Annotated in this window: 23 protein-coding genes; 12 read left to right on the top strand and 11 right to left on the bottom strand. The window is 70.3% G+C overall.

The genetic code is table 11. The features are described from left to right. Positions 1–156 precede the first annotated feature (156 nt). Positions 157–630 carry a winged helix-turn-helix transcriptional regulator gene (locus ACR3IO_RS00460; protein ID WP_434069213.1) on the bottom strand — a complete coding sequence of 158 codons (474 nt, stop codon included), beginning with the start codon at positions 628–630 and terminating at the stop codon, positions 157–159. A gap of 103 nt (positions 631–733) precedes the next feature. Between ACR3IO_RS00460 and ACR3IO_RS00455 the strand changes: the two genes are divergently transcribed. The 5 genes from ACR3IO_RS00455 (at position 734) to ACR3IO_RS00435 (ending at position 5,666) form a co-directional block, all read left to right on the top strand. Continuing rightward, positions 734–1,228: an SRPBCC family protein gene (locus tag ACR3IO_RS00455; RefSeq protein ID WP_434069212.1), complete on the top strand. Its 495-nt coding sequence runs from the start codon at positions 734–736 to the stop codon at positions 1,226–1,228. Between the two features lie 896 nt (positions 1,229–2,124). Further along, positions 2,125–3,042 (top strand): ABC transporter ATP-binding protein, encoded by a 918-nt coding sequence (locus ACR3IO_RS00450; protein ID WP_434069211.1) that lies wholly within the window; start codon positions 2,125–2,127, stop codon positions 3,040–3,042. Between the two features lie 37 nt (positions 3,043–3,079). Next, entirely contained in the window at positions 3,080–3,784 is a 705-nt protein-coding gene (locus ACR3IO_RS00445; RefSeq protein ID WP_434069210.1) for an ABC transporter permease, read from the top strand. 2 nt (positions 3,785–3,786) lie between these two features. Next, the gene (locus ACR3IO_RS00440) at positions 3,787–5,040 is read left to right on the top strand and encodes a histidine kinase (protein WP_434069209.1); all 1,254 of its coding nucleotides are present in this window, start codon (positions 3,787–3,789) and stop codon (positions 5,038–5,040) included. Further along, positions 5,037–5,666, top strand: a complete 630-nt coding sequence (locus tag ACR3IO_RS00435) for a response regulator (RefSeq protein ID WP_434069208.1) — start codon at positions 5,037–5,039, stop codon at positions 5,664–5,666. Before ACR3IO_RS00440 ends, ACR3IO_RS00435 begins: the two co-directional genes overlap by 4 nt. A 383-nt stretch (positions 5,667–6,049) precedes the next feature. Here ACR3IO_RS00435 and ACR3IO_RS00430 read toward each other — a convergent pair whose 3' ends face one another. Continuing rightward, positions 6,050–6,376 (bottom strand): hypothetical protein, encoded by a 327-nt coding sequence (locus tag ACR3IO_RS00430; protein ID WP_434069207.1) that lies wholly within the window; start codon positions 6,374–6,376, stop codon positions 6,050–6,052. Between the two features lie 41 nt (positions 6,377–6,417). Here ACR3IO_RS00430 and ACR3IO_RS00425 point away from each other — a divergent pair, with 41 nt between their 5' ends. Further along, positions 6,418–7,257 (top strand): AraC family transcriptional regulator, encoded by an 840-nt coding sequence (locus ACR3IO_RS00425; protein WP_434069206.1) that lies wholly within the window; start codon positions 6,418–6,420, stop codon positions 7,255–7,257. A 62-nt stretch (positions 7,258–7,319) separates the two neighbouring features. After that, positions 7,320–7,901, top strand: a complete 582-nt coding sequence (locus ACR3IO_RS00420) for a dihydrofolate reductase family protein (protein WP_434069205.1) — start codon at positions 7,320–7,322, stop codon at positions 7,899–7,901. A 185-nt stretch (positions 7,902–8,086) separates the two neighbouring features. Here the strand turns inward: ACR3IO_RS00420 and ACR3IO_RS00415 are convergent, their stop codons facing one another. Both ACR3IO_RS00415 and ACR3IO_RS00410 read right to left on the bottom strand, forming a co-directional pair. Continuing rightward, a complete protein-coding gene (locus tag ACR3IO_RS00415) occupies positions 8,087–9,757 on the bottom strand; it encodes a thiamine pyrophosphate-binding protein (RefSeq protein WP_434069204.1) in 1,671 nt (556 codons plus the stop codon). 160 nt (positions 9,758–9,917) lie between these two features. Next, positions 9,918–11,123 (bottom strand): metallophosphoesterase family protein, encoded by a 1,206-nt coding sequence (locus ACR3IO_RS00410; protein WP_434069203.1) that lies wholly within the window; start codon positions 11,121–11,123, stop codon positions 9,918–9,920. Between the two features lie 130 nt (positions 11,124–11,253). Here ACR3IO_RS00410 and ACR3IO_RS00405 point away from each other — a divergent pair, with 130 nt between their 5' ends. Together ACR3IO_RS00405 and ACR3IO_RS00400 are read left to right on the top strand one after the other, a co-directional pair. Next, positions 11,254–11,559: a hypothetical protein gene (locus tag ACR3IO_RS00405; protein ID WP_434069202.1), complete on the top strand. Its 306-nt coding sequence runs from the start codon at positions 11,254–11,256 to the stop codon at positions 11,557–11,559. Between the two features lie 316 nt (positions 11,560–11,875). Then, complete coding sequence (locus ACR3IO_RS00400; protein WP_434069820.1) at positions 11,876–13,339, top strand: glyceraldehyde-3-phosphate dehydrogenase; 1,464 nt, start codon at positions 11,876–11,878, stop codon at positions 13,337–13,339. A 65-nt stretch (positions 13,340–13,404) separates the two neighbouring features. Here ACR3IO_RS00400 and ACR3IO_RS00395 read toward each other — a convergent pair whose 3' ends face one another. Next, on the bottom strand, positions 13,405–15,417 hold the full coding sequence (locus tag ACR3IO_RS00395; RefSeq protein WP_434069201.1) for a hypothetical protein: 2,013 nt from the start codon (positions 15,415–15,417) through the stop codon (positions 13,405–13,407). A 96-nt stretch (positions 15,418–15,513) separates the two neighbouring features. Here ACR3IO_RS00395 and ACR3IO_RS00390 point away from each other — a divergent pair, with 96 nt between their 5' ends. Next, on the top strand, positions 15,514–16,689 hold the full coding sequence (locus tag ACR3IO_RS00390) for a thiolase family protein (protein ID WP_434069200.1): 1,176 nt from the start codon (positions 15,514–15,516) through the stop codon (positions 16,687–16,689). A gap of 22 nt (positions 16,690–16,711) precedes the next feature. After that, positions 16,712–17,503: an SDR family NAD(P)-dependent oxidoreductase gene (locus tag ACR3IO_RS00385; RefSeq protein WP_434069199.1), complete on the top strand. Its 792-nt coding sequence runs from the start codon at positions 16,712–16,714 to the stop codon at positions 17,501–17,503. Between the two features lie 77 nt (positions 17,504–17,580). Here ACR3IO_RS00385 and ACR3IO_RS00380 read toward each other — a convergent pair whose 3' ends face one another. The 4 genes from ACR3IO_RS00380 to ACR3IO_RS00365 all read right to left on the bottom strand — a co-directional run bounded on the left by ACR3IO_RS00380 (position 17,581) and on the right by ACR3IO_RS00365 (position 21,503). Next, positions 17,581–18,594 (bottom strand): hypothetical protein, encoded by a 1,014-nt coding sequence (locus ACR3IO_RS00380; protein ID WP_434069198.1) that lies wholly within the window; start codon positions 18,592–18,594, stop codon positions 17,581–17,583. Further along, positions 18,591–19,616: a permease prefix domain 1-containing protein gene (locus ACR3IO_RS00375; protein WP_434069197.1), complete on the bottom strand. Its 1,026-nt coding sequence runs from the start codon at positions 19,614–19,616 to the stop codon at positions 18,591–18,593. The genes ACR3IO_RS00380 and ACR3IO_RS00375 overlap by 4 nt, the downstream gene beginning before the upstream one ends. Further along, positions 19,613–19,954 carry a PadR family transcriptional regulator gene (locus ACR3IO_RS00370; protein WP_434069196.1) on the bottom strand — a complete coding sequence of 114 codons (342 nt, stop codon included), beginning with the start codon at positions 19,952–19,954 and terminating at the stop codon, positions 19,613–19,615. The genes ACR3IO_RS00375 and ACR3IO_RS00370 overlap by 4 nt, the downstream gene beginning before the upstream one ends. 106 nt (positions 19,955–20,060) lie before the next feature. Beyond that, positions 20,061–21,503 (bottom strand): helix-turn-helix domain-containing protein, encoded by a 1,443-nt coding sequence (locus tag ACR3IO_RS00365; RefSeq protein WP_434069195.1) that lies wholly within the window; start codon positions 21,501–21,503, stop codon positions 20,061–20,063. A gap of 138 nt (positions 21,504–21,641) precedes the next feature. Between ACR3IO_RS00365 and ACR3IO_RS00360 the strand changes: the two genes are divergently transcribed. Next, positions 21,642–23,525 carry a phosphoenolpyruvate carboxykinase (GTP) gene (locus tag ACR3IO_RS00360; RefSeq protein ID WP_434069194.1) on the top strand — a complete coding sequence of 628 codons (1,884 nt, stop codon included), beginning with the start codon at positions 21,642–21,644 and terminating at the stop codon, positions 23,523–23,525. Positions 23,526–23,778: 253 nt separating this feature from the next. On the opposite strand, the gene ACR3IO_RS00355 is transcribed toward ACR3IO_RS00360, so the two are convergent. After that, positions 23,779–24,333 carry a hypothetical protein gene (locus ACR3IO_RS00355; RefSeq protein WP_434069193.1) on the bottom strand — a complete coding sequence of 185 codons (555 nt, stop codon included), beginning with the start codon at positions 24,331–24,333 and terminating at the stop codon, positions 23,779–23,781. Positions 24,334–25,029: 696 nt separating this feature from the next. After that, positions 25,030–25,860 carry a hypothetical protein gene (locus ACR3IO_RS00350; protein ID WP_434069192.1) on the bottom strand — a complete coding sequence of 277 codons (831 nt, stop codon included), beginning with the start codon at positions 25,858–25,860 and terminating at the stop codon, positions 25,030–25,032. Between the last annotated feature and the right edge of the window lie 130 nt (positions 25,861–25,990).

Here is a 25,990-nt window from a genome sequence, read left to right as displayed (position 1 = left end):
ATACGTGATCGTAGGTCGCTCCCGATCCCGGGAGACGAACCCACCGCCGCCGGAGCAACGGCAGAGGACGCCATTCGCTTCCCTCGTTTCATACGCACGATGAAGTCAACAGCGCGCGTGGGAGGAATCTGCGCCCGGAAACGTCCGCCGTCGCCGTCACACGACCGCGCGTGCCCTGGCGGTCAGCCGCGCGAACGCGCTCTCCGCGCCTCCGAGGAGCGAACCACCCTCGCGCACGGCCTGCTGCCACGCGTCGAGCACGTCGTGGCGGTCCATCGCCATGACCGCCTCCCACGGATCGTCCTCCTCGATGGGAACGCCGCCCATGCCCCATCGCGCCGCCTCGTACAAGAGCGGGATCGCCGCGATGCCGCGCTCCGTCGCCGAGTAGGTGACCTTGCGGGCATCCGTCTCGCTTGGGGTACGCACAATGATTCCGCTGCGCTCGAGTCGGGCGAGGCGGTCGGCGAGCACGCTCGGACCGATGCGCTCCTCGGACCGAAGGAACTCGCCGAAGGTGTGCTTGCCGAGTGTGAGCAGGTCGCGCATGATCAGCAGCGACCAGCTGTCGCCGAAGGTCTCCACGGTGAAGTTGGTGGGGCAGGTCGACCGCCCTTCAGCTCGCTTCATGCGTCGAGTCTACGGCATTGACTTTGATCATCGTAGTGACCTATGCTTCGATCATCGAAGTGAAACAGATGCCGCGGCGGCGTCCTGCAGCGGAGGAGCCACGATGAACGACACGACACAGCACGAGACGCACGATCTCGTCGTGAGCCGCGACATCCCCGCCCCCATCGAGGCGGCCTGGAAGTCGTGGACCGAACCCGACCGTGTGCTTCGCTGGTGGGGCCCGAACGGCTTCACCTGCACGGTCGCCGAGCTCGACGTGCGCGTCGGCGGCACGTCCCTCGTGTGCATGAGCGCCCCCGACTGGGGGTTCCCGGCGCTGTACAGCACCTGGGCGTACACGCTCGTCGACGCACCGCACCGCCTCGAGTTCATCCACAACATCGCCGACGAGCACGGCGCCACGATCGACCCCGCGACCATCGGGGCCGCGGGCATCCCGCGCGACGTGCGGCACGTCATCACGTTCGAGTCGATCGGCGACGACGCGACGCGACTCACCGTCACCGAACTCGGCTACATCGACCTCGAGCAGCTCGCGCTCTCGAAGAAGGGCCTCGAGGAGTCCCTCGACAAGCTCGTCGCGATCTACGTGTGAGCCCAGCCGCCCCGGATGTCCCCGCATCCCCAAGGCCGCGCGGACCGCGCTGCCTCGCTCCTCGACGTACACCCCGCCCGTCGTACGGCACAACAACGGCGGCGGCAAATGACTCCAACTCCTCGCTGCGCGTGCAGAACGGGATCGGCTTGCGGCCGCCTGTCGACCCTTGAGTGAAAAGGCTCTGGCGCCCGGTGCCGGGCTCGCGGCTCAGGTACTTCGAGGCGAATCTTCGTCCGTGGACAACGCTCGGCGACCCCGATGAAAAGGCGAGCAGGGACCGCGAGCGACACTGCGGTTGCAACGAGATTCGTCCCGTCAATTGGAGGGGCGATGATGACATGATCGGTCGCAGGCGGATGCCTCGGATCACATGCCGATGGGCGGGAGCTGGCCGTCGGGCGAGCGATCCTTCCCGCATCGAGCACACTCGAAGTACCGCGCTCCGGTCTCTTCCTGATGATGCACGACCCACTTGTGCATGCCCAGACGGCACCGCCACGTTTTCCCAGTCATGTGATCCCCTCTCGTCTGTGTCGTCAGGGGAGGCGAGGCAAATGGTACTCCGATCGGGCGCGGGCGGCGCAGGACTGCGACAGGATCCCGAAGCGGGCACGAGCGGCTGGGGTGGAGTTTCTGCAAGGGTTCCTGCCTGGCGATCTGGGCCCTCCAACGAGGAACGGACTATATGTACTTCCGAGACGCACCCGGCGCCCCCGACGAGGAATCGAACGAATGCGCGCGGAAAGCTGATCCTCAAGACCGCGACCGACGATCGGGCGGCGAGGGTCCTGCTGCGCATCAACCGATCAGTGGATTCTCGGATCATCCGCGGCCTGCCGAAACGACGCCTCCGGGCCGATGGGCACCGCTGACGGCCTCGCGATGCTTGAGCCATGCCAGTCATCGACGTCACCGAGCTCACCAAGAGCTACGCAGGCCGCACCGTCCTCGACGGGATCACCTTCTCGGTCGAGGAGGGCGAGATCTTCGGCATCCTCGGGCCGAACGGCACCGGCAAGACCACCACGGTCGAGATCATCGAGGGGCTTCGCACCGCCGACTCCGGCTCGGTGCGCCTTCTCGGGCTCGATCCGATCGCGGATGGTAGGCGGCTGAAGGAGTTCATCGGCGTGCAGCTGCAGCACACCGACCTGCCGGACAACCTGAAGGTCTGGGAGGCGCTCGACCTCTACGCCTCGTTCTACAAGCAGCCGCGCGACTGGCGCGAGCTGCTCGAGGAATGGGGGCTGTTCGAGCTCCGCAACGTGCGGTTCGCCAAGCTCTCCGGTGGCCAGAAGCAGCGTCTCATCATCGCGCTCGCGCTCGTCGGCAATCCGCGGGTCGCGTTCCTCGACGAGCTGACCACCGGACTCGACCCACAGGCGCGCCGGGCGACCTGGGAGCTCATCCAGCAGATCCGCGCCAGTGGCGTGACGGTCGTGCTCGTCAGCCACTTCATGGACGAGGTCGAGGAACTCTGCGACCGGGTCGCGGTCTTCAGCCAGGGCCGCATCGTGGCGATCGACACGCCCGCCGAGCTCATCAACGGCGTCGACGCCGAGCATGCGATGCGGTTCAGCCTGGCGTCGGATGTGCCCGACGGGATCCTCGCAGCACTCCAGGGCCTTCCCGGCGTCGCATCCGTTCAGCGCAGTGGAGCGGTGGTCACGGTGTCCGGCAGGAGCGACTTCGCCACGGCCGTGACCTCGGTCCTGGCTCGCGAGCACGTGATCGTCACCGACCTGCGCATCGACAAGCGAACCCTCGATGACGCCTTCGTCGCCCTCACCGGGCGCGCGTTCGACGTCTGACCCGAAGCATCCGACCGCCATGTCTCAGGAGACCCTCATGCCCGCAACCGCCAAGCTCACCGTCGTCGAGTCCAAGCTGCTCGTGCGCGAGCCCGGCTCGCTGTTTACCGTCGTGATCCCGCTGTTCGTCCTCATCGTCTTCGGGAGCTCGATCGGGCCGGACGACACGACCCTCCTGCCGATGGTGATCGCCATGGCGATCGGCCTCGTCGGCCTCTACCTGATGCCGACCGCGCTCGCGACCTACCGCGAGAAGGGGATCCTGCGCAGGCTCTCCACCACGCCGGTGCGGCCGGCGAGTCTTCTGGTCGTGCAGCTCATCCTGCAGTTCGTCCTGGCGCTCGTGAGCTGCGGGGCCCTGCTCGCCGTGGCCGGAGCCGTGCTCGGGGCGCGGCTCCCCGCGGATGCCCTGAGCTTCATCGCGGTGTTCGTGCTCGGCACCGCGTCGATGTTCGCGATCGGACTGCTCATCGCCGCCCTCGCGCCGAGCGGTCGCGCCGCGAACGGCATCGGCGTGCTCCTCTACTTCCCGATGGCGTACCTCGCGGGACTCATGCAGCCCGTCTCGCAGATGCCCGCTATCTTGGTGAGGATCGGGGAGTTCACCCCGCTGGGCGCGTTCCGCCAGAGCCTGCAGGATGTCTGGACGGGAGCAGCGCCCGACCCCCTGCTGCTGGGAGTCATGGCCGCCTACGCGGTGGTCGTCAGCCTCGCTGCAGCCAAGTTCTTCCGTTGGGAGTGAGCATGGTGGCGGCCACGACGGCGAGGCAACTCGAGCTGCGCGAACAGCGGCTGCTGCGAGTGATGGCCGTCGCGCCGTACTTGCTCCTCGCAACCTCGGCGGCCCTGTCGATGCTCACCGGCGTGCACACTTGGAGCGACCGGCTCATCACCCTGTGGCTCGTGCTGCTGGCGGCGGCGTGGATTTGGCTGATGAGTCGGCGTCGCACTCCGGGCGCCGTGTACGTCATCGGGCTCATCCTGTTGATCGCCGTGCTCTGCACTCGCGACGTGTGGTTCGCGGGATTCTTCGGCTTCGTCGGCTACCTGCACTCCTGGCAGTACCTCCGCAACGGATGGCGCTACGCCGGGTTGACCGCCACCGCCGCGATCAGCATCACGACGTTCATGGGCGGGCTGCCCGATCCCACACCGGTGGCCGTGCTCACGTACCTCTTCTTCATCGGCGCCATCGTGGCGGTCGTCGGGCTGTTCAGCAGCATCGGCGAGACCACGAGTGCGCACAGTGCCGAGCGCAAGCGCATGGTGGCGCAGCTCGAGGAGACCATCCGCGAGAACGACGGCCTGCACGCGCAGCTGCTCGTGCAGGCCCGCGAGGCCGGGGTACTCGATGAGCGCCAGCGCATCGCCCGCGAGATCCACGACACCATCGCGCAGGGACTCGCCGGCATCGTCACGCAGGTACAGGCCGCTGAACGGGCCGGTGACATCGGCGATGAGGTCGTCTGGCGGCGCCACCTCGCGAACGCCACGACGCTGGCCCGCGACAGCCTCGCCGAAGCACGGCGCTCGGTGCACGCGATCGGTCCGGCAGAGCTCGAATCCGCCCGTCTGCCCGACGCGATCGCCGGCGTCGCGACCGAGTGGGGCCGGCTGCATGAGGTCACGGTGGAGTTCACGACGACGGGCGACGTCATGCAGCTGCATCCCGAGGTCGAGGTGACGCTTCTGCGTGTCGCGCAAGAGGCGCTCGCGAACGCCGGCAAGCATGCCGCTGCCACCCGGGTCGGCCTCACCCTCTCCTACATGGACGACGTCGTCACCCTCGACGTCCGTGACGACGGCGCCGGCTTCGACCCGGCACGGGCGAGCAGCGATGACGGCGGGGGATACGGGCTGACCTCGATGCGTCAGCGCGTGGCCCGTGTCGCGGGCGTGCTCGAGATCGAGTCCGAGCCGGGCGCGGGCACGGCGATCTCCGCGAGCGTGCCCATCGTCGCGCGAGAGCGCCCCGTCGTACACGAGGAGCACGAATGAATGAGACGACCATCCGCGTGCTCATCGCCGATGACCATCCCATCGTCAGGGACGGGCTCCGGGGCATGTTCACGGGCGACCCCCGCTTCGAGGTGGTCGGCGAGGCCGCCGACGGCGCGGAAGCCGTCGCCCTCACCCGTGCACTCGAACCCGCGGTCGTGCTCATGGACCTGCGGATGCCGCGCATGGACGGGGTGACCGCCATCAAGCGCCTCGCAGAACTCGGCCTCGAGGCCCGCGTGCTCGTGCTCACGACGTACGACACCGACAGCGAGGTGCTCCCGGCGATCGAGGCGGGCGCCACCGGGTACCTCCTGAAGGACGCCCCGAGCGACGAACTCATGCGGGCCGTCGAAGCAGCGGCTCGCGGTGAGGCGGTGTTGTCGCCCGCCGTCGCGATGCGCCTGATGGGGCGGTTGCGGGAGCCCGAGTCACCGCTCAGCGCACGCGAACTCGAGGTGCTGCGCATGATCGCGACCGGTGCGACGAACCGCGAGATCGCAGGACGACTCTTCATCAGCGAAGCGACGGTGAAGACCCACCTGCTGCACATCTACACCAAGCTCGATGTCAACGACCGGGCAGCCGCGGTCGCCGTCGGGTACCAGCGTGGGCTGCTGGACTGATACAGGCTTGTGCCGCATCAGGAGCGCGATGCCTCCAGCACATCAAGCGCCGCGACGATGTCTGCAGAGTGAACTGGGGCGGGCCCTCGCAGTTCACCATCCCTCCACGATGCGCTTCAGCGCAACGAAGAGTCGACCGTGCATGGACTGAGCCTCGGTCACAATGTCAGTGCCGTGAGCTCTCCCACTCGATGGACCGGACGACGGCAGGGGACCTGGTTCTGTACGCGATGGTTCTGTCGGTAGGTGTCGGGATCGGGGTATGCCTCGTGGAGCGCGGCGTCCATCTCCCGGTCGAGGAATCGCTGGTCGCCATGGATCCCGCCGCGAGCGACAGAGCCCCGAGTGGGCCTCTGCACACGTGCTCTCCGCGCAACGTCTGCTCAGTCCCAGTCGTAGGACTCTGGTTCCCGTCCGTGTCGCTCCGCGAACTGTGACTGCAGTTCGGCCTCGGTTACGACCTCACCCCGGGCAAGTCGCTCGATGTATGGGAGCAGCCAGTCGCCATCCGCACCACTGACCTTGTCTCGAAGCCGGCTGAGGACGAATGCGGGATCGAAGCGCCCTCCAGCGGACCCGTGACCGGCTCCCTCCGAGATGGCCACCTTGAGTTCCGGCGCGGATACGCACACGTCGACCCAGTACGGCCAGGTGAATGCATCGCCCTCGTTCCGATCGAGCCAGTTCGAAGCAAGTCGCAGATACCGCATGCCCTCACCGTACAGTCGGAGGCGTCGGCAATACTGTCGGTGTGGAGTACGTGTCCAGGGTGCCTGGTCCGCCGCTGGACGGACTGATCGGCGACCTCTACTACTTGGAGGGCGTCCCGCCGTACTCCCGGTTGATACTGCCGGCGGCGCCGGCGCCCTTGCTCATCGTCAACCTCGGGGCGCCGTTTCTCATCCGCGCAGGGACCAACGTGGAAGCCGTGGAATACGCCGACGGCTGCGCGGTCGCCACGCCTACCCGTGCCTGGGAGTTCGGGTACCCAACCCCGACCCGGTCCGTCGGCGTCCACTTCAAGCCGTGGGGGCTGGCACCGTTCCTTCCGATGCCCGCGGCCGAGTTGTGCGACCGACCGGCGACGGTGGAGCAGATCTGGGGCCAGCCCGCCGTTGCGGATCTGCGGGACAGGCTGGCCTCGGCGGACGCACCGAACGAAATGCTGATGTTGCTCGAGGAGGAACTGGTGCGACGGCTGCGCGCGATCGACGGCCTGGACATCGTTCGACACCTGAGCAGCGCCATCGCGGAGACCGCCGGAGCGGTGCCGATCAGCGACCTCGGCGTGGCAGCCCGCGCCAGCAGCACGTACTTGGCGAAGCGGTTCAAGGACGTCATCGGCGTCACACCGAAGCGGCTGGCGCGCAGTTACCGATTCACCGCCACCGTATTGGCGATCGACGTAGCCGAACCTCTCGACTGGGGTGACGTTGCCGCTCGCGCAGGGTACTTCGACCAGGCCCACTTCATCCACGAGTTCCGGGAGTACACCGGGCTCACGCCGACACGGTATGTCGAAGTCCGGCAACGCTTTCTTCGCGAACATCCCGACCACGCGCTGGATGGCTGGCCGCTGCCGGCCGATTGATTTCTTACAAGAGCGACCAGTCACGACACACGAGACTTGGGACTCAATGAGAGGAGGACCCCATGGGGAACGTGGTCATGAATGCGTCCGTCTCGGTGGATGGCTTCATTGCAGCTGAGAACGACGATCCCGGTCCATTGTTCGAATGGTTGGTCAGTGGTGACGTGCCGTTGGACGACAGCGGGGTACTGAACGTGTCGCAAGCGTCCTACGACCACATCCGGCCGTACTGGGACCAGATCGCGGTGACCATCGCGGGCCGCCACGTGTTCGACATCACGGATGGTTGGGACGGGACGCCTCCGAGCGGGGTCGACCATGTCGTCGTCGTGACACACCGGCCGGCGCCCGAGGACTGGGACCCCAACGCGCCGTTCCATTTCGTCGACGGCGTCGAGGCGGCCGTGGCCAAGGCGAAGGAGCTCGCGGGTGGCCGCACCGTCGAGGTCGCCGCCGGCGACGTCGGCGGCCAGGTGTTCGCCGCGGGTTTGGTCGACGAGGTGCGCATGGACGTCGCACCCGTCGTGCTCGGGTCAGGCAAGCGCTACTTCGGCTCCGTCGACGCGCAGCACCTGCTGGAGGATCCTGACGTGGTGGTCCAGGGCGACCGGGTGCTTCACCTGCGATATCAGGTGCGCCGCTGACCGACCCTTGATGCAAGCGCGCGGAGTGGTGGTCATGCGATGGGTGTCGTCTGCGCCCACGCGATGCGCCATCCGCCGGCGATTGATCGAACAAGCTGCTCCGTCAGCCTTTGGTGAGAGAGCCGTCTCAGCGAAGGTTCTGGGAGCCGCTCACGCCGGCGGCTCACACCCCGTTGCTTGTGCGCTCAGCTGTTCACGCGGATGATCTCCTCCTGGTACGGCGCGACGACCGTGCCCGAGATGCGGCAGTCGAGCAGGAGGAACGGGCGCTCGTCGACCGGGCGCTCGGCCCAGCGCGCGAGTGCGTCGAGGTCGGCGAGCTCGCGCACGACCACGCCCTCGGCGCCGACCGCGGTCGCCAGCCCGGCGAAGGAGGTCTCGGGGATGAGCATCGGCTCGCGGGCGAGGCCCTTGAGCCCGTAGAGGTTCACCTCGGCGCCGTAGGCTGCGTCGTTCCAGACGACGGCGACGCCGCGCCCGCCCGCCGAGCGCACCGCCGACTCGAGGTCGGCGAGGGCCATGAGCCCGCCGCCGTCGCCGGTCGTGAGCACGATCGTGGATTCCGGCTTCGCCGCGGCGGCGCCCGGGACGCTCGGGAACCCGAGCCCGATCGACTGGAAGGCCGTGCCGACCATGATCATGCGGTCGGGCGAGGCGACCGGCCAGTACATGTTCGCCCAGCCGATGAAGTGCCCGCCGTCGGAGACGACCACGCGGTCCTCGGGCAGCAGCTCGGCGATGCCCTGCGCGACGGCGCGCGGGTCGAGGCGGCCGTCGTCGGCGAGCCCGTCGGCGCGCACGGCCGTCGGCTGCGCGCGGAGGGCGTCGACGTCGACCGTCTCACGCCATCCGGATGCCTCGGCGTCGAGCCCGTCGAGCCCGTCGAGCGATTCGACGATGGCACGGGCGACGACCGCGGCGTCACCGCGCACGAAGCCGCCGACGTTCGGGTGCGTGGCCGCGGCGGCGACGTCGACCTGGAACACCCGGGTGCCCGGCGCGAACAGGTCGCCGAAGCGCATCGTGAACTGGTTGAGCGAGGCGCCGAAGACGACCGCGACGTCGGCCTCGCGCACGAGCTCCATGGCGCCCTCCGCGCCGAATCCGCCGGTGACGCCGAGGTCGTACCGGGCGTCGGGGAAGACGCCGCGACCGAGCGCGGTCGACGCGGTGATCGCGCCCGTGGCGTCGGCCAGCTCGCCGAGTGCCTCGCCCGCGCCGGCGAGCCATGCGCCGCGACCGGCCAGCAGGAACGGCCGGCTCGCGCCGGCGAGTGCGGTCGCGATCTCGCCGATGACCGCCGACCCGAACGGGCCTTTCGGCGCGAGCGGTTCCGGCAGGTGCAGGTCCGGGGCCGGGGCGAACGCGCCCGCCTCGCGCGTCGCGACGTCGTAGGGGATCGCGAGCACGACGGGCACCCGGTAGGCGAGCGCGTGCTCGATCGCGAGCACCGTCGTGGCCGCGGCATCCGTTCGCCCGACCGTGTAGGTGCGGGCGCCGACCGCCGAGGCGAGCGCGATCTGGTCGACGTCCCACGGGCGGCGCCCCGACGTGGGCTCGTCGCCGACCACGAGCACGAGCGGCACCCTGGCCTGGGCGGCCTCGGCGAGTGCCGTGAGCGTGTTCGTGAAGCCGGCGCCGTACGTCGCCGTCGCGGCCGCGATGCGACCCGATGCGCGGAAGTGCGCGTCGGCCGCGACCACGCCGCCGGCCTCGTGGCGCACGGCCGTGAACGCGACCTCGGTTTCGCGCTCGAGGGCGTCGAGGAAGTACGCGTTGCCGTTGCCCATCAGGCCGAAGACGTGGTCGAGGTGGGCCGCGAGGGTGCGGGCGACGTGGGCGGAGACGGTGGGCATGGCGAAGCCTTTCGAGACGTGACGGAGCGTGGAGATTCCGTATGTGTCTCGCGGCCGACGCGGTCGTCGGCGACGCTTCGTGCCCATTTTTCGAGCACCGGCGCGGATGATGCGCCTGGACGTTCGCGAGTCTACGCGATCACGCGCCCGCGCCCGCGGCTCAGATGGCCGCCTGCTTCCGGCCGAGCGGCGTGGGCTGCATCGGCTGGTCGTTCGCCGTGAGGTCGATGCCGAGATCGCGCGCGTAGACCACGCGCGTCGCGATCGCGACGTCGTCGCCGGCCTGCGTGAGCTCGAACACCCGGCCGCCGCGCATGCGGTTGCGCTCCGCGCCGGGCAGCCCGTACGCGCCGAACCCGGTGCCGGGGGCGTAGCCCAGGAGCACGCCGTAGTAGTCGCCGTAGTAGTCGTTGACGTGGTCGTGTCCGACGAAGACGCCCTTGACGTCGCCGCGCTCGAGGATCGCGTTGAACATGCCCGAGTTGATGGGGCCCGGGCACTCGTCCTCGTTGCGCTCGCCGACGATGCCGTGGCGGGCGCGCCCGCGCGCGGCATCCGCCTCGGTGCGCGTGTCGACGCCGCCCCACCACATGAACCGGTGCTCCCACAGGGCGATGTGCACGAACATGAGGCCGGGCACCTTCCGGCCGAGTCGCTGCTCGAGGCGCTGAGATTCGTCGCGGTACCAGGCGACCTGGTCCATGCGGAGCCAGTCCCAGGTGGGGTAGCCGGCGAAGTCCTGGCCGTTGATCGACCCGGGCGCATACCGGCCCGAGTCGAGCAGCCAGAGCGCGAAGGCCTCTCGGCCGCCGTTCGCCGAGCGGATCGGAACGACCGTGTTGCCCGTGCCGGTGACGCCGTCGATGTTCGAGGCGTTGAGGTTGTGGTCGTAGCTGCGGTAGAAGTCGAGCATCATCGCCTCGTCGACGCCCGACTGCGGCAGCGAGTCCTCATCGTGGTTGCCGTAGGTCACCGCCCACGGGATGCCGCGGCTCTCCATCGGCCAGACGACGTTGTTGATCGCCTGCTTGACCGCGAGGCGGGTCTCGCAGCCGCCCGTGATCACGTCGCCGTTGATGAGGGCGAAGTCGGGCTTCTCGGCGTCGAGCGTCTTCTCGATGAGCTCGACGGTGCGCCGATCGGTGAGCTCGTCGTCCTGGGTGTCGTTGAACTGCACGACCTTGAACGTGCCGTCGGCGCGGAAGCGGAGCTTGGGCGCACGACCGGGGGGGCTGCCGGCGGGGGACCCCTTCGCCGTCGCCTGCGGGCTCGCCTGGGCGGCGCCGGTCGGGATCGCGGCGCCGATCGCGCCGAGCCCTCCCGCGGCCAGGATCGTACGGCGGCTCACGCCGGACTGCTCGGTCATTCGGGACTCTCCTCTGCGTTCGCGGGGCCGGGACGGCTCGACGGGTCGACGCTAGGGAGCCAGGGTGTCGTGAGCGCAACCGCCGGGTGAACGGTCGCCTTCGGGTCGCCGCCGCAGGCAGAATGGACGGGTGAAGACCATCCAGCTGCGCCGCTATGTCCTCGTCGATGGAGAGTACGACGCGTTCGTCGCGTGGTGGCAGGCGACCATGCCCGTCCTCCGCCCGTCGGCCGGGTTCGCGATCGAGTTCGCCTACGGCATCCGCGAGTCGAACGAGTTCGTGTGGGCCGTGAGCATCGAGGGCGACCAGGCCGCCTTCCTCGCGCTCGAGCAGACGTACATGGCGTCGGATGCGCGGGCCGCCGTGTTCGAGGGCGTGCCGCAGCGCGTCGCCGTGCACGACATCCGCTTCGTCGACGACGCTCCCGCGGGCTGAGGCTCGCGCCCGCCGAGTGCGGGACGCGCGCGCGGGCCGGAGCTCCCGCTCGCGTGTCTTCGCGCGCCCGGTGTACGGCGCGTCGGTCGGTGCGCGCGGCGATCAACGGCGCGTACATGTCGCTCGCGGCCGGAATTCCGTACGATCGAGTCATCCCCCCGAAGTGATCCGTGGCCGTTGCTGCCCACCCGCTCGCATGGCCGCGCCTGACCCTGGTCGATGACGCCCGCGTTCGCGACCGAGAAGGAAGACCGTGAGTCGCGAATTCGACGCAAGCCGTGCCCAGTGGATCGCCCGAGAGGAGCTCGCCGAGCGGATGATCCCGCTCATCGGCGGCCTCTATCGAGACTTCGGGGTGGTGACCTCCATCCACGGCCGGCGCCTCATCAACCGCTCGCCGATCGAGCTCCTGAAGGCCCACCGCTTCTCGCGCCAGGCCGGTGACGTCGAACTCGACCTCGCGGACTCGATGCGCGTGCTCGAGGCCCTGCGCGAGATCGCCCCCGGCCCCGCATCGGTCGACATCGCCCGGCTCGTCGCGCGCCACGCGGCATCCGGTGATGAGGGCGAGCGGATGCCGCTGGCCGACTTCCTGCGCCTCGAACTCGCTCCCGTGGTGGCTGTCGACGGCGCCGCGCGGCCCACCCGCGAGGGCACCGACGTCGTGCTGTACGGCTTCGGCCGCATCGGACGACTGCTCGCCCGCATCCTCATCGCCCACGCGGGCGACGCGACCGGCCTGCGCCTGCGCGCGATCGTGGTGCGCAAGGGCTCCGCGAACGACCTCGTGAAGCGGGCCAGTCTGCTGCGCCGCGACTCCGTGCACGGCTCGTTCGCCGGCACGATCGAGGTCGACGAGGAGGCGAACACGATCCTCGCGAACGGCACGCTGATCCAGGTCATCCACGCGAACGACCCCGCGGCGATCGACTACACCGCCTACGGCATCCACGACGCGATCATCGTCGACAACACCGGCCGCTGGCGCGACGAGGAGGGCCTCTCCCAGCACCTCCGCTCGACGGGCGTCGCCCGCGTGCTGCTCACCGCGCCCGGCAAGGGCGCGATCAAGAACATCGTGCACGGCATCAACCACGAGGACATCGCGGCGACCGACCGCATCCTCTCGGCGGCGTCGTGCACGACGAACGCGATCACGCCCGTGCTGAAGGCCGTCGACGACGCGTACGGCGTCGAGCGCGGGCACGTCGAGACCGTGCACTCGTTCACGAACGACCAGAACCTCATCGACAACTTCCACGCGGGCGACCGCCGTGGGCGCTCCGCCGCGCTGAACATGGTGATCACCGAGACGGGCGCCGCCAAGGCCGTCGCGAAGGCGCTGCCCTCGTTCGCGGGCAAGCTCACCGGCAGCGCGATCCGCGTGCCGACGCCCGACGTCTCGCTCGCGATCCTGAACCTGCGCCTCGAGCGTCCCGCCGCGAAGGCCGAGCTGAACCGCTACCTGCGCCAGGTCTCGCTCACCTCGCCGCTGCGCCAGCAGATCGACTACATCGAGTCGCCCGAGGTCGTCTCGACCGACTTCGTGGGCTCGAGCCGGGCGGGCATCGTCGACGGGCTCGCCACGATCGCCGACGGCACCGACGCGGTGCTCTACGTCTGGTACGACAACGAGTACGGCTACTCGTGCCAGGTCGTACGCGTCATCGAGGCGATGGCGGGCACGCACCCCGTGGTGTTCCCCGCGCGCGAGCCGGTCTCGCTCGACGCCACGGCGGCCGGCGAGGCCGTCGTCGAGGAAGAACTCGTCGCGGGCTGACGCGCACCTCGCAACACGACGATGCCGCGGGCCGAACCTCGGCCCGCGGCATCCGTCGTCCGGGGTCACCGGTCGAACGAGCGCACCCGGAGTTGTTCGGTGAGCTTCTCCACCGCGACGGCGTCGAGCCCCCTGGCGGAGGTCATGCCCTCGGCGACCTTCACGGACTCGGCGATCCTCAGGGTCTCCGCCTGTCGGAGGAGTTCGGCCTGCTGCAGGATCTCGGTCTCCTGGAGGCGTTCCGTCTGTCGCAGGCGCTCGGTCTGCTGCAGCCGCTCCGCCTCCTGGAGGCGCTCGGTCTGCTGCAGCCGCTCGAGCACCACGCCGGCCGCGAACTCGACCTGCAGGCGTTCGATCTCGCGCGGATCGAAGACGGGGACGGGTGTGGGCTTCTCGAACCGTCCGGGCTTCACCCTGATGTCGAGGTCCTTGATGCGGCGCGTCCAGCAGGTGATCACCGTCGGAAGGTCGTCGGCGTTGTAGCCCTCGAACCATCCGGCAGCGTCGAACCGAAGTTGAGCCGAGGCGGATCCGGCCTGATCGGCGACCGTGCACACGACATCCGCTCCGAGGCGAACCCCGCCGGGCGAGGTCAGCCCGAGCTCGAAGGTGACCGGGTCGATCGTGTAGTCGACCGACAGCATCGAACCGTCGAACGGCACGTCGACGGTCCCGCTCGAGCCGGCCGCCGGCGCGCCCCCGATGACCCAGCTCGCGGTGGGCGGCACGGCGGTGGGCTGGCCGACGCCGCCGAAGCCCTTCGTCTGCACCGTGAAGATCTCGAGGGTCGAGGTCGCGTAGGTGCCGCGCCGCACGGTGTCCCCGCACGGGGTCTGCTCGGTGGTCTCGGCGCCGACGACGCCCACGACGTCGTCGCTGCGCAGGCGCGATGCGAGCGTGACCGATCGGGTCGCCGCACCGCTCGAGACGCGGAGGTCCACCCACTCGCGGTTCGGGTCGACGCCCGCGATCGTCACGGTGAGGGGGCTCGCCTCGACCGTCACGTCGGTGTCGATCGAGTTGAGCGGCACCACGCCGCGGTACCAGATGCGCGGCCCCTCGTTGGCGACATCCGACAGAGTGTGCACCACGACACCCTCGCGGGAGAGATCGGCGCCGACCGGGTCGAGGCCGGCGTCCCAGCCGGTCGCGGTGCGGAACTCGACGTACACCCGGCCGACGCCGCTCCCGGGCTCGCCGGGCGGGTGCAGGATGAGCAGCGTGGGCTGGCGTCCGGAACCCGTGCGCGCGACATCCGCCGACGCGCTGCGCAGCCGCAACGACACCGGCCCGCTCGTGGGCAACGGGCGCTCGACCACCGAGCCGGCCAGGGCATCGGGCATCTTCAGGTGCAGGTGGGCACGGGAGAGGTTCGGCCCGGCCGAGCCGAATGCGCCGGGAACCGGCCATCCGGACACGGCGGGGATGCTGCGCGTGGGCGTCGACCGCCACCGCGGACCCGTTCCGAGCCATCGGGAGCCGAACGACGCCGACGACATGACGTCGAACGGCGAGCCGTACACGGGGTCGGCGATGACGGTCGCGTCGTTGGGGTCCCAGTCGGCGCCGTTGTTCAGCAGCCCGTAGCTGTGGTCGAAGCCGAGCACGTGCCCGACCTCGTGCGTCATGAAGGTGTGGTTGCCCGTGGCAGCCGCGATGACCGCCACAGGGAACCCGCGTGCCGTCGTCGCGCCGGCGTCGAAGTCCTGGTTCACGGTCGCCGGCTCACCCGGTTGTCCGGCCTTGGGGTTCGGCACCGGGCGCCGGCCCGGGTACATGAGCACGATGACGCCCTGGAACCCGGCGAGCGGGTCGTGGTCGGGGAACTTCGCGCGCAGGGCATCGATCGCGAGTTCGGCCTGCTTGGCGCGGGAGACGTCGTCGCCGAGGCTCACCAGGACCCACGGCATGAGTGCCGAATCGACGAAGTCGAGGTGCCGGCGCGTGGTGTCCTGCCAGTACCGGAGCACCGACGAGGAGCCGACCATGAAGAGGTCGATGAACGGGCGGTCGTCGATCGGGGGAGCGGCGCTCTCATGGCGCGCCCTGATCACGGCGAGTTTCGTGGGCTTGGTCATGCGCCGATCCTCCGGCCTGCGTCAGGGTGCTGGATCAGGAGCAGCCCTGAGTTCCCGGACGGGCGTGCGGCACGCCGTCGCACGTAGGCTTGTCGCATGAGCACCGAAGCCGTCATCGTCGACGTGATCCGCACCCCGGTCGGGCGCGGCAAGCCGGGCGGCATGCTCTCGGGCGTGCACCCGGTCGACCTGCTCGCGGGAGTGCTCGACACGCTCGTGAACCGCAACGACCTCGATCCGGCGCTCATCGACGACGTGATCGGCGGATGCGTCAGCCAGGTCGCCGAGCAGAGTTCCAACGTCACCCGCAACGCGGTGCTCGCCGCCGGGTTCCCCGAGCACGTGCCCGGAACGACGATCGACCGCCAGTGCGGGTCCAGCCAGCAGGCGGCGACGTTCGCCGCGCAGGCCGTGCTCGCGGGGCAGGCCGACATCGTCATCGCCTGCGGGGTCGAGTCGATGAGCCGCGTGCCGCTCGGCTCGAGCGCGGCCGGCGCCGACCCGTTCGGGTCGCGCATCGCCTCGCGGTACCCCGACGGGCTCGTGAACCAGGGCGTCTCGGCCGAGCTCATCGCCGAGAAGTGGGGCCTCTCGCGCGACGAACTCGATGCGTTCGCGGCGCGGTCGCACGAGCTCGCCGCCGCCGCGGGGTCGTCGGGTGCTTTCGCCACCGAGGTCGTGCCGGTTCCGGGCGTCGCCGGCCTCGCCGACGAGACGGTGCGCCCCGGCACGACGGCCGCGGGCCTCGGCGGGCTGAACCCGGCGTTCCGCACCGACGCGCTCGCCGAACGGTTCCCCGAGCTCGAGTGGCGCATCACGCCGGGCAACTCCTCGCCGCTGACCGACGGGGCATCCGCCGCGCTCATCATGAGCGCCGACGCCGCCGAGAAGCTCGGGCTCGAGCCCCGTGCCCGGTTCCGGTCGTTCGCGGTCGTCGGCAGCGACCCGCTCTTCATGCTCACGGGCGTGATCCCGGCCACCGCGAGGGTGCTCGAGCGGGCAGGCCTCGGCCACGACGACATCGACGCCTACGAGGTCAACGAGGCCTTCGCCTCCGTGCCGCTCGCCTGGCTCGCCGAGACCCGGGCCGATTCCGCGAAGCTGAACCCGCGCGGCGGCGCGATCGCCCTCGGCCACGCGCTCGGCTCGTCGGGCACGCGACTGCTCACGACCCTCGTCAACGAGCTCGAGGCGACCGGCGGGCGCTACGGCCTGCAGACCATGTGCGAGGGCGGCGGCATGGCCAACGCCACGATCATCGAACGACTCTGACCCCACGGAAGGACCCGTACACATGCAGTTGAACGACGCAGGCGCGATCGTCACCGGAGGAGCATCCGGCCTCGGACGCGGCACGGCCGCGGTCCTCGCCGCGGCCGGGGCCGAGGTCGTCATCCTCGACCTCCCCGGCTCTCCCGGCGAGCAGACCGCGCGCGAGCTCGGCGATCGGGTGCGCTTCGCACCGGCGGATGTCACGGACGAGGCCTCCGTGCAGGCCGCGATCGACCTCGTGCAGGAGCGCGCGCCGCTCCGGGTCGCCGTGAGCTGTGCGGGCATCGCGACCGCGGGCCGCACCGTCGGGCGCGACGGCCCGCTGGCGCTCGACGCGTTCGAGCGCACCATCCGCATCAACCTGATCGGCACGTTCAACGTCGCACGCCTGGCCGCGGCCGCGATGGCGGCGAACGAGCCGATCGTCGGCCAGAGCCTGCCGGGGGTGCCCGAGACCGCCGAGCGCGGCGTCATCGTGAACACCGCCTCGGTCGCCGCATTCGACGGGCAGATCGGGCAGGCCGCCTACTCGGCATCGAAGGGCGGCGTCGCGGCGATGACCCTGCCGCTCGCACGCGACCTGTCGAAGTTGCTCATCAGGGTCGTGACGATCGCGCCCGGCATCATGCAGACGCCCATGATGGCCGGCATGCCGCCCGAGGTGCAGGCCTCGCTCGAGGAGGCGATCCCGCATCCGTCGCGCATGGGCACGCCCGCCGAGTACGCGGCACTCGTGCGCCACATCGTCGAGAACCCGCTGCTGAACGGCGAGACGATCCGCCTCGACGGCGCGATCCGGATGCAGCCGAAGTAGGGGACGGTCGAGCACGACGACGACGCAGCGAGCGGGCGGATGCCGCGACATCCGCCCGCTCGCTGCGATCGTGCCCGTCAGGCGTCGGCGCGTGCGCCCCAGCGGGTGAGCCCGAGGGACTCGCGGCGACTCGCCCGCGCAGCCAGCACGAATCCCACGATGCCGTCGGCGGCGGCCCCCGCGACGATGCCCCCGACGAGCAGGATCAGGAGCACCTGCTGCGCGTCGGCGTCGAGGTTCGCCTCGAAGAGCTCGACGAAACCGGGGGCGAACAGCTGCCCGGTCACGATCAGCCACGTGGACGGCACCGCCCAGGCGAGTGCGAGCAGGAGGTTCGCCACCGCTGCGGGCCAGGTCCACTCCGACCGGAACAGCCAGAAGGCCATGCCCGCCTCGAGCCCGACGAGCACGAGGAAGTACGGCAGCCAGAACGACCAGAGTGCCGGATCGAGCACGGGCAGCATGCCGTCGAGGTCGCCCCAACGCCTCGGCCCGAACTGCTGCAGCACCACGACGGCCACGAGGACGGCGAGCCAGAAGAGCTTGGCGAAGAGTCCGATGCGCCGGTCGAGCGGGCTCGCCCCCGCGCCGGCGGGCAGGTGCGTCGGCGACCAGGCGACGGCGTCGGGCTGGTCTTCCGCCGGGGCGCGGTCGATCGCGGCGAACACCACGGTGGTGAAGAAGGCGATGTAGATGCCGGTGGTCAGCATCACCAACCACGTCGTGCCGATGATGCTGGCATCGACCTCGCCCGCTATGAACCAGGCGAGGAGGTAGACGCCGGCGACCGCGGGCACGGCGCTCCACTCCGTGATGACGAGCACGCGCTTCCAGGTGGCATACCAGCGCGGCCCGATGAGCATCGGAGGCCGATCGGCGTAGCTCGCGGCGAGCCTGGCCGGGTCGCCGAGCGCGGTCAGCGCGTCGAATTCGGCGGTCTCGGGCGTCGAGTCGCCCGACCCGACGCGGGCGTCGATGTCATCGCGGATGCGCTCCTCGAGTTCGAGGGCGAATTCGCGACCCTGCCGGCGCGGCAGGCTGCGGGAGGCCTCGAACACGTAGCGGTCGGTGAGGGCGGTCGTCGTGGTCATCGTGCGCTCCTCAGCTCTTCGCGGATGTCGCCTGCGGATGTCGCGCTCCTGCTGGTGCGCTGCGCTCGGAAGGCCTTGACGCCGCCGTCGACGACGTCCCAGATGGATGCGCCGATGACGACGATGACGATGATGGCGACGATGATCGGGCCGGCGTCGCCCCACGGCCACTTCATGACGTCGAGCACCTGCGGGTTGATGAGCTGGCCGGTCAGGAACAGCCACATCGCGGGCACCGTGAAGGCGACGTTCAGCACGAGGTTCGCGCCGGCGAGCCACCAGTTCCAGCCCCAGCCGTAGACGGCGAAGGCGAAGAGGATCTCGGCGCCGATCAGCACGAGGAAGTACGGCAGCCAGAAGCTCCAGAGCTCGGGCGCGAGCAGCGGGACGGACTGCAGGTCGTCGACCCACGGCACGCCGACGAACTGCTGCAGCACGAGCACGACGGCGAAGGCCACGAGGAACACGACCGAGGTGACGAGCTCCGCCAGGCGTGAGCCCTTGCCCGGCTCCGGCAGCGCCGGGAGCATGTCGAGCGTCCAGGCCATGTCGACGCCGCGCCGTCCGGGCGGGGCCGGGGTGCGCTCGAGGATCACGAAGACCAGCGTGGTCCAGAACGCGACGTGCACGCCGACGGAGATGGCGATGCCGATCGACGCCCCGACGATGCCGCCGACGTTCTCGCCGGCGACGGCCTGCGCGATCGCGACGCCCAGCACCGCGAACGGGATGACAATCACGAGCAGCAGCTTCAGCAGCCGCAACCAGGCCAGGTAGTACTTCGGTCCGATGAGCTGCAGCGGCCGGTCGAGGTATTGCGCCGCGAGCGCGGCCGGATCGCCGAGCTCGAGGAGTGCGGCCCGCTCCGCATCGGCGGGGGAGGCGCCGGCGTCGACGTGCGCGTCGGTCGCGTCGCCGATGCGCTCGCGCAGCTCGCGGTCGAGTTCGGCCCGCTGGTGTTCGGGAGCCGTGCGGACGGCGGCCCACACGTAGCGGTCGGTCAGGTGGTCGTTGGCGGTCATGATGCGTCTCCAGTGGTGAGTCCGCCGAGCGCGTCGTCGATGCGTCGCCAGTCGGCCATGAGGGCGATCGCGAGGGCGTCGCCCGTGGGGCTCGTGCGATAGAACTTGCGGGGTCGCGCCTCGTCGGTGTTCCACTCGCTGGTGAGCAGCCCCTGCTTCTCGAGTCGTCGGAGCAGGGGATAGAGCGTGTTCGCGTCGACCAGGATGCCGAGGGCGTTCAGCGACTCGAGCAGCGCGTAGCCGTAGTCGGGGGTGCGCAGGCGTACCAGGCACGCGAGCACGACGGTGCCGCGGCGCAGTTCCTGCAGGTGCGCGACGGTCGTCTCGTCGGGGTTCATGCGTCACACGATACTGTGCGACACACACTATTGCAACAGGAACTTCATGGTGCGACAAACGTCGGCCACCACCCGGCTCGGCGCCGGCGGCGGAACGGCCGCGGCGTCACTCGCCGGCGTGCGCCTCGAGGAACTCGTACACCTCGGCGTCGTCGACCCCCGGGAACGTGCCCGACGGCAGCGGCGAGAGCACGTGCGCGTGCAGGCGCGCGCTCGGCCACGCACGGCCCGCCCATCGTTCGGCGAGGCCGCCGGGGGCCCGACGGCAGCACGACTCGTCGGGGCACGTCGACACCGCGCGCAGGGTCGTCTCCCGCCCGCGGAACCACTTCGCCTGCGCGAAGGGCACGCCGACCGAGATCGAGAACTCCGCGGCATCCGTTCGCCCGGTCTGGGTCGCGCACCAGAAGGTGCCGGCCGGGGTGTCGGTGTACTGGTAGTTCTCCGTGGTGCGGTTCGTGTGCTCGAACGCCGTGCGGGCGCTCCACTTCTTGCACACCCACTGACCCTCGATCGAGCCCGTGACGTCGGTCGGCAGCGGCAGGCCGTCGTTCTCGTACCCCTTCAGCAGGGCGCCGTCGCCCGCGACGCGCAGGAAGTGCACGGTCATGTCGAGGTGCGACGTGCCGAGGTTCGTGAAGCGAAGGGCCGCGGCCTCGTGCGTGACGCCGAACGCATCGCGGAAGTCCTCGATCGCGAGCCGCTTCTCCTTCTTGGCCTGCGCGAGGAAGGCGACGGATGCCTCGCGGGGCATCAGGCACGCCGCGGCGAAGTAGTTGATCTCGAGCCGCTGCCAGAGGAACTCGTCGTAGCTGGCGGGCGGCTGGTGCCCGAGCAGCCGGTGCGCCATCGCCTGCAGGGCCATCGAGCGCAGCCCGTGCCCGCCGGGGATCGACGCCGGCGGCAGGTAGATGCGTCCGTTCGAGAGGTCGGTGATCGAGCGCGTTGAGCCCGGCAGGTCATTGACGTAGATGAGCTGGAAGCCGAGCCGCTCGGCCATCACGCTCACCTCGCGGTGCGTGACCGCGCCCGTGCGGTGGCCCGCGGCGTGCACCTGGTCTTCAGCGAGCTGCTCGATGTCGGGGAGGTAGTTGGCCTGCGCGCGCATGCGCTCGCGCAGGTCGGTGTTGGCCCGGCGGGCCTCCTCGGGGGTGGCGATCGCCTCGCTCGCGCGGCGCTGCAGCTCGCGATGCAGGCCGACGATGGCCTCGAGCGCGTCGTCGGCGATGCCGCGACCGGGACGGATGGGCGGCAGGCCGAGGCTCGCGTAGAGCGGACTCGCCTGGGCGCGCCCGAGCTCCAGCTCGAGGGCGGCCCTGGCGCTCGGCGCCTCGGGGGAGAGCAGGTCGCCGAGGCCGATGCCGAACGCGGTGGCGAGCGCATCGAGGGTCGAGAGCTTCGGCTCCCGCTTGCCGTTCTCGATCAGCGAGAGCTGGGATCCGGCGAGGCCCACGGCCTCCCCGGTCTGGTCGAGGGTCAGTCCGCGCTCGCCGCGGAAGTGGCGGATGCGCTGACCGAGCGTCGCGAGATCTGGGGTTCCGGCCTTCATGGCTTAAACATATCGAAAGAAGAGGCATTCTTAACGCTCGATTTGGTCAGCCATATGCCGCATTTCGACGCATTCTTGAAACACGAACCGATTCCGTGGCTCGCGAACCGCGACGACGGACACACAGAAGGGACGACGATGACCATCTCAGAGTTCGCCGGCACCGAGGCATCCGGCACCGAGACATCCGCCACCGAGGTCGCCCCCGAGCATGTGTCGCGCGGCACCACCGACCATGACCTGCGCGCCTGGGTCGCCGAGATCGCCGCGCTGACCAAGCCCGACGCGATCGTCTGGTGCGACGGAACGAAGCACGAGGCCGACGTGCTCACCAAGCAGTTGGTGGCCGAGGGCCGCCTCATCAAGCTGAACCCCGAGTGGCGCCCGAACAGCTACCTCGCCCGCACCGACCCGCGCGACGTCGCCCGGGTCGAGGACCGCACCTTCATCTGCTCCACCTACGAGGAGGACGCGGGCCCCACGAACAACTGGCGCGACCCGAAGGCCATGCGCGGCGAGCTCGACGACGTCTTCGACGGCTCGATGAAGGGCCGCACGATGTACGTCGTGCCCTTCTCGATGGGCCCCCTCGGCGGGCCGATCTCGCAGCTCGGCGTCGAGATCACCGACTCGCCCTACGTCGTGCTGTCGATGGGCATCATGACCCGCATGGGCGACGCCGTCTACCGGCTCATCGAGGCGGGCGACCCGTGGGTGCGCACGGTGCACTCGGTCGGCCACCCGCTCGTCGACGGCGTCGGGCACCGGGTCGCCGAGGTCGACTGGCCGTGCAACGAGACCAAGTACATCGTGCAGTTCCCCGACTCCCGGGAGATCTGGTCGTACGGCTCGGGCTACGGCGGCAACGCCCTGCTCGCCAAGAAGTGCTTCGCCCTCCGCATCGCGAGCGTCATGGCGCGCGACGAGGGATGGCTCGCCGAGCACATGCTGCTCATCAAGATCACCTCGCCCGAGGGGCGCGCCTACCACGTCGCCGCGGCGTTCCCGTCGGCGTGCGGCAAGACGAACCTCGCGATGCTGCAGCCGACGATCCCCGGATGGCGCGTCGAGACGATCGGCGACGACATCGCGTGGATGCGCCCCGGCGCCGACGGCCGCCTCTACGCGATCAACCCCGAGGCGGGCTTCTTCGGCGTCGCGCCCGGCACCGGCGAGTCGACGAACCCGACGGCGGTCCAGACGCTCTGGGGCAACACGATCTTCACGAACGTCGCGCTGCGCCCCGACGGCGACGTCTGGTGGGAGGGCCTCACCGACACCCCGCCGGCCGAGCTCACCGACTGGGAGGGCAACCCCTGGACGCCCGCATCGGGGCGCCCCGCGGCGCACCCGAACTCGCGCTTCACCGTGGCCGCCGACCAGTGCCCGCAGATCGCCGACGACTGGGACGCGCACGACGGCGTGCCGATCGACGCGATCCTCTTCGGCGGGCGTCGCGCGACGAACGTGCCGCTCGTCGCCGAGGCGCGCAGCTGGAAGCACGGCGTCTTCATGGGCGCGACGATCTCGTCCGAGAAGACCGCGGCCGCCGAGGGCACCGTCGGGGAGCTCCGCCGCGACCCGTTCGCCATGCTCCCGTTCTGCGGCTACAACATGGCCGACTACTGGAGCCACTGGGTGAAGATGGGCCGCGTGCTGGGCACGAACGCCCCGAAGATCTTCCAGGTCAACTGGTTCCGCAAGGGCGACGACGGCTCGTTCCTCTGGCCCGGCTTCGGCGAGAACTCGCGCGTGCTCGAGTGGATCGTCGGCCGCATCGAGGGCAGCGCCGACGTCGTCGAGTCGCCGATCGGCCTGCTCCCGGCATCCGGTTCGCTCGACCTCGAGGGCCTCGAGATCACGGATGACGCGCTCGAGCAGCTCTTCGAGGTCGACCGCGGCTCGTGGCTGGCCGAGTGCGCGCTCACCGACGAGTACTTCGCGCAGTTCGGCGACCGGGTGCCGGCCGCCCTGCGCGCGGAGCTCGCAAGCCTGCGCTACCACCTGGAACACCAGGGGTAGCGCACCGGGGTCGCACGACGCTCCAAGCCGTGCGACCTCACGATGGATGCCCCGGATGGGCGCGTACGGGAATGCGCGCACGTCCGGGGCATCCGAATGCCCGGCGTCGCCGCTCGCGCGAGCGCCCGCGCCACGCCGTGCGCGCCGCGCCCCGCGCCACGCCGTGCGCGTGCGTCGACCGGTCGCATTCGGTCCCAATGGCGATGCCGCAGCCGGCCGATCGTGACCACTCGAGTTCATCTCGCGGGCGTGTTCAGGCGGATGGGGGAGCCGATGGAGGTGCCGATGCGCGTGCGGTCGCGGGTGTCGCGGCGATGAGTCGTATGGTGGCGTCGAGATCGGCGAACTGGTCGGCGCCGATTCGCAGGCAGATCCAACCGAGCTGTTGAAACCGGTTGAAGCGGGCGAGATCGTGCGCCCACTGCCGTCGATCGATCAGGTGCTGCCCGCCCTCGTACTCGAGGAGCACGCGATGATCGGGGAACGCGAGGTCGGTGGTCGCGACGAATCGATCCTGCTCGTCTCGCACGACGAACGCAGCGACCGGGCGGGGGAGGCCGGCCCTGATGATCCGGACGCGCAGCCTCGTCTCGCGCGACGAGTCCGAGGTCTCGATCGCCTCCTCGAGCGCTGCGCGAAGCGTGCGGATGCCGCGTGCACCGGGGTGGCGCAGGAGGATCCGCTCGAGGTCGTGGACGGTGGCGAGGGTGTGTCTTCGCGTGATGAGGCGGTCGGCCGCGACGACGAGGTCCTCCTCGGTGCATCCGCTCGACGCGAGGTCCAGCCATGTTCGCGCAGGGGACGTCACGTCGACCCCGTTTACCGGAACCGATTCCCCTGCGGCGAGTCGGAGTCGATGGCCCCGGACGCCGGCACCCCTCGGCCGCGGCAGGTCGCCGTGGACTGCGAGATCTGAGCGCGCCCGCTCGGCCGCGCTCCGCGGCTCGACCTGCATGCCCCACACGGCCGCTGCTGAGAAGTGGCTGAGGAATGAGCCCGGATGTCGCGCGGCGAGCAGGCGAGCCCGCTGTACGATCGTCGGCTCGACGGACCTCGATTCGCGAACGCCCCACGCCGGCGAGCGGAGGTCCGCGGCCCGAAGCCGTGATCGGCTGACGCCGAGGGTGCTGGCGGCGACAACCGTGAATCCGTGCGGGGCGAGCGCGGACGGCAGCGGGGAGCGAGGGCGGGGCATCCGTCGATGGTCCATGCAGCTCGGCCGCGGGCATGGCGGATCGGAGCAGCCGGTGGGAAACGAATCTGCCGCTCCGCCGTGGAGGAGGAGTCGCGCGTCGGCCAGCTGGCCTGGGCGTGCGCGCGAAACGCCCTGCGATCACCTCGAGCGGTCACGATGGGCTCGCTCTGCTTCGGCGGAAGCAGCACATCGTGACCACTCGATGATCAAGGGCGGCGGGTTGGGGGCGGTGAGGTGGATCAAGGTGCGTGAGCGAGTGCGCGAGCGTGAGTGTGCGCGGCGCCCCGAGCACCCGCGGCGCCGGCCGCCTCAGCCGAGGTGCCCGGCGACGCGAAGCAGCGAGGTCGGCGCGAAGCGGTACTCGATGGTGCCGGTCGCGCCGGGCTCGACCGGGCCGATCCACGTGCTCGAGCCCTCGTGCACGCGCACCCAGCCGTTCTCGAAGAGCAGGTCGGTGCCCACGACGAATGCCATGGCCGGCGTCTCGCCCTGGCGCACGGCGATCGATCCCTCGAAGACCTGGGTCGCCGAGGCGTCCTGGTCGGCGCGGCACTGCACGCCCACCAGGGGGCGCACGATCGGCGTGGTGAAGCCGGGGGCCTCGAACGGGCTCGCCTTGGCGGCATCGGCGACGATGCCGAAGTGCACGCTCGTCGAGACGAGGCTGAGGTCGGCCTGGCCGTCGAGCACGAGCCGGCTCGACACGCGGAACCGGTAGTAGAGGCGACCGGCCTCGCGGGTGGGCGGCAGCGAGACGACGCTCGCCCAGTTGCGCGACCAGCTCAGCGGCTCGCCGTCCCGGGTGGGCGGGTCGTAGAGCGAGGCGGTGACGCGCACGGCGCCGTCGGGGGCGGAAGCCGAGCTCTTCAGGCTCGAACCGCCGCGCTCGCCCTCGGGGGCGACGTCGCGAACGGGCTCGAAGGCCGGCAGGCGCCGCGCATGCCAGGTGCGCAGCCAGGCCTGCACCTCGCCCTGCACGCGGTCGAACGAGTCGCCGAGGCCGCGGCGGCGGCCACCGTCGTCGGCGGCGTTGGGCAGGTCGTCGATGAGGTCGATCGGGAGTCGGTCGAGGTCGGATGCGGCGCGCACGTCTCGTGCGTCGCGCGCCTCGCGCAGGTCGGTCACGGGTGCGATGCTCATGGTGGATCTTCCTTCGATGCGGGTGGGTTCGCGGCATCCGGAATCGGACGCAGACCACACGCTACGAAGCTCTCGCCCCGCGCTCATCCGAGCCAGCCCTGAGGTCGGCCCGGGCAGACCCGGAGATGCG

Source organism: Agromyces sp. Marseille-Q5079, from assembly GCF_051016555.1.
Classification (GTDB): Bacteria; Actinomycetota; Actinomycetes; order Actinomycetales; family Microbacteriaceae; genus Agromyces.
The sequence above is the reverse complement of the archived record's forward strand: the minus strand, read 5'-3'. Positions and strand labels throughout refer to the sequence as shown.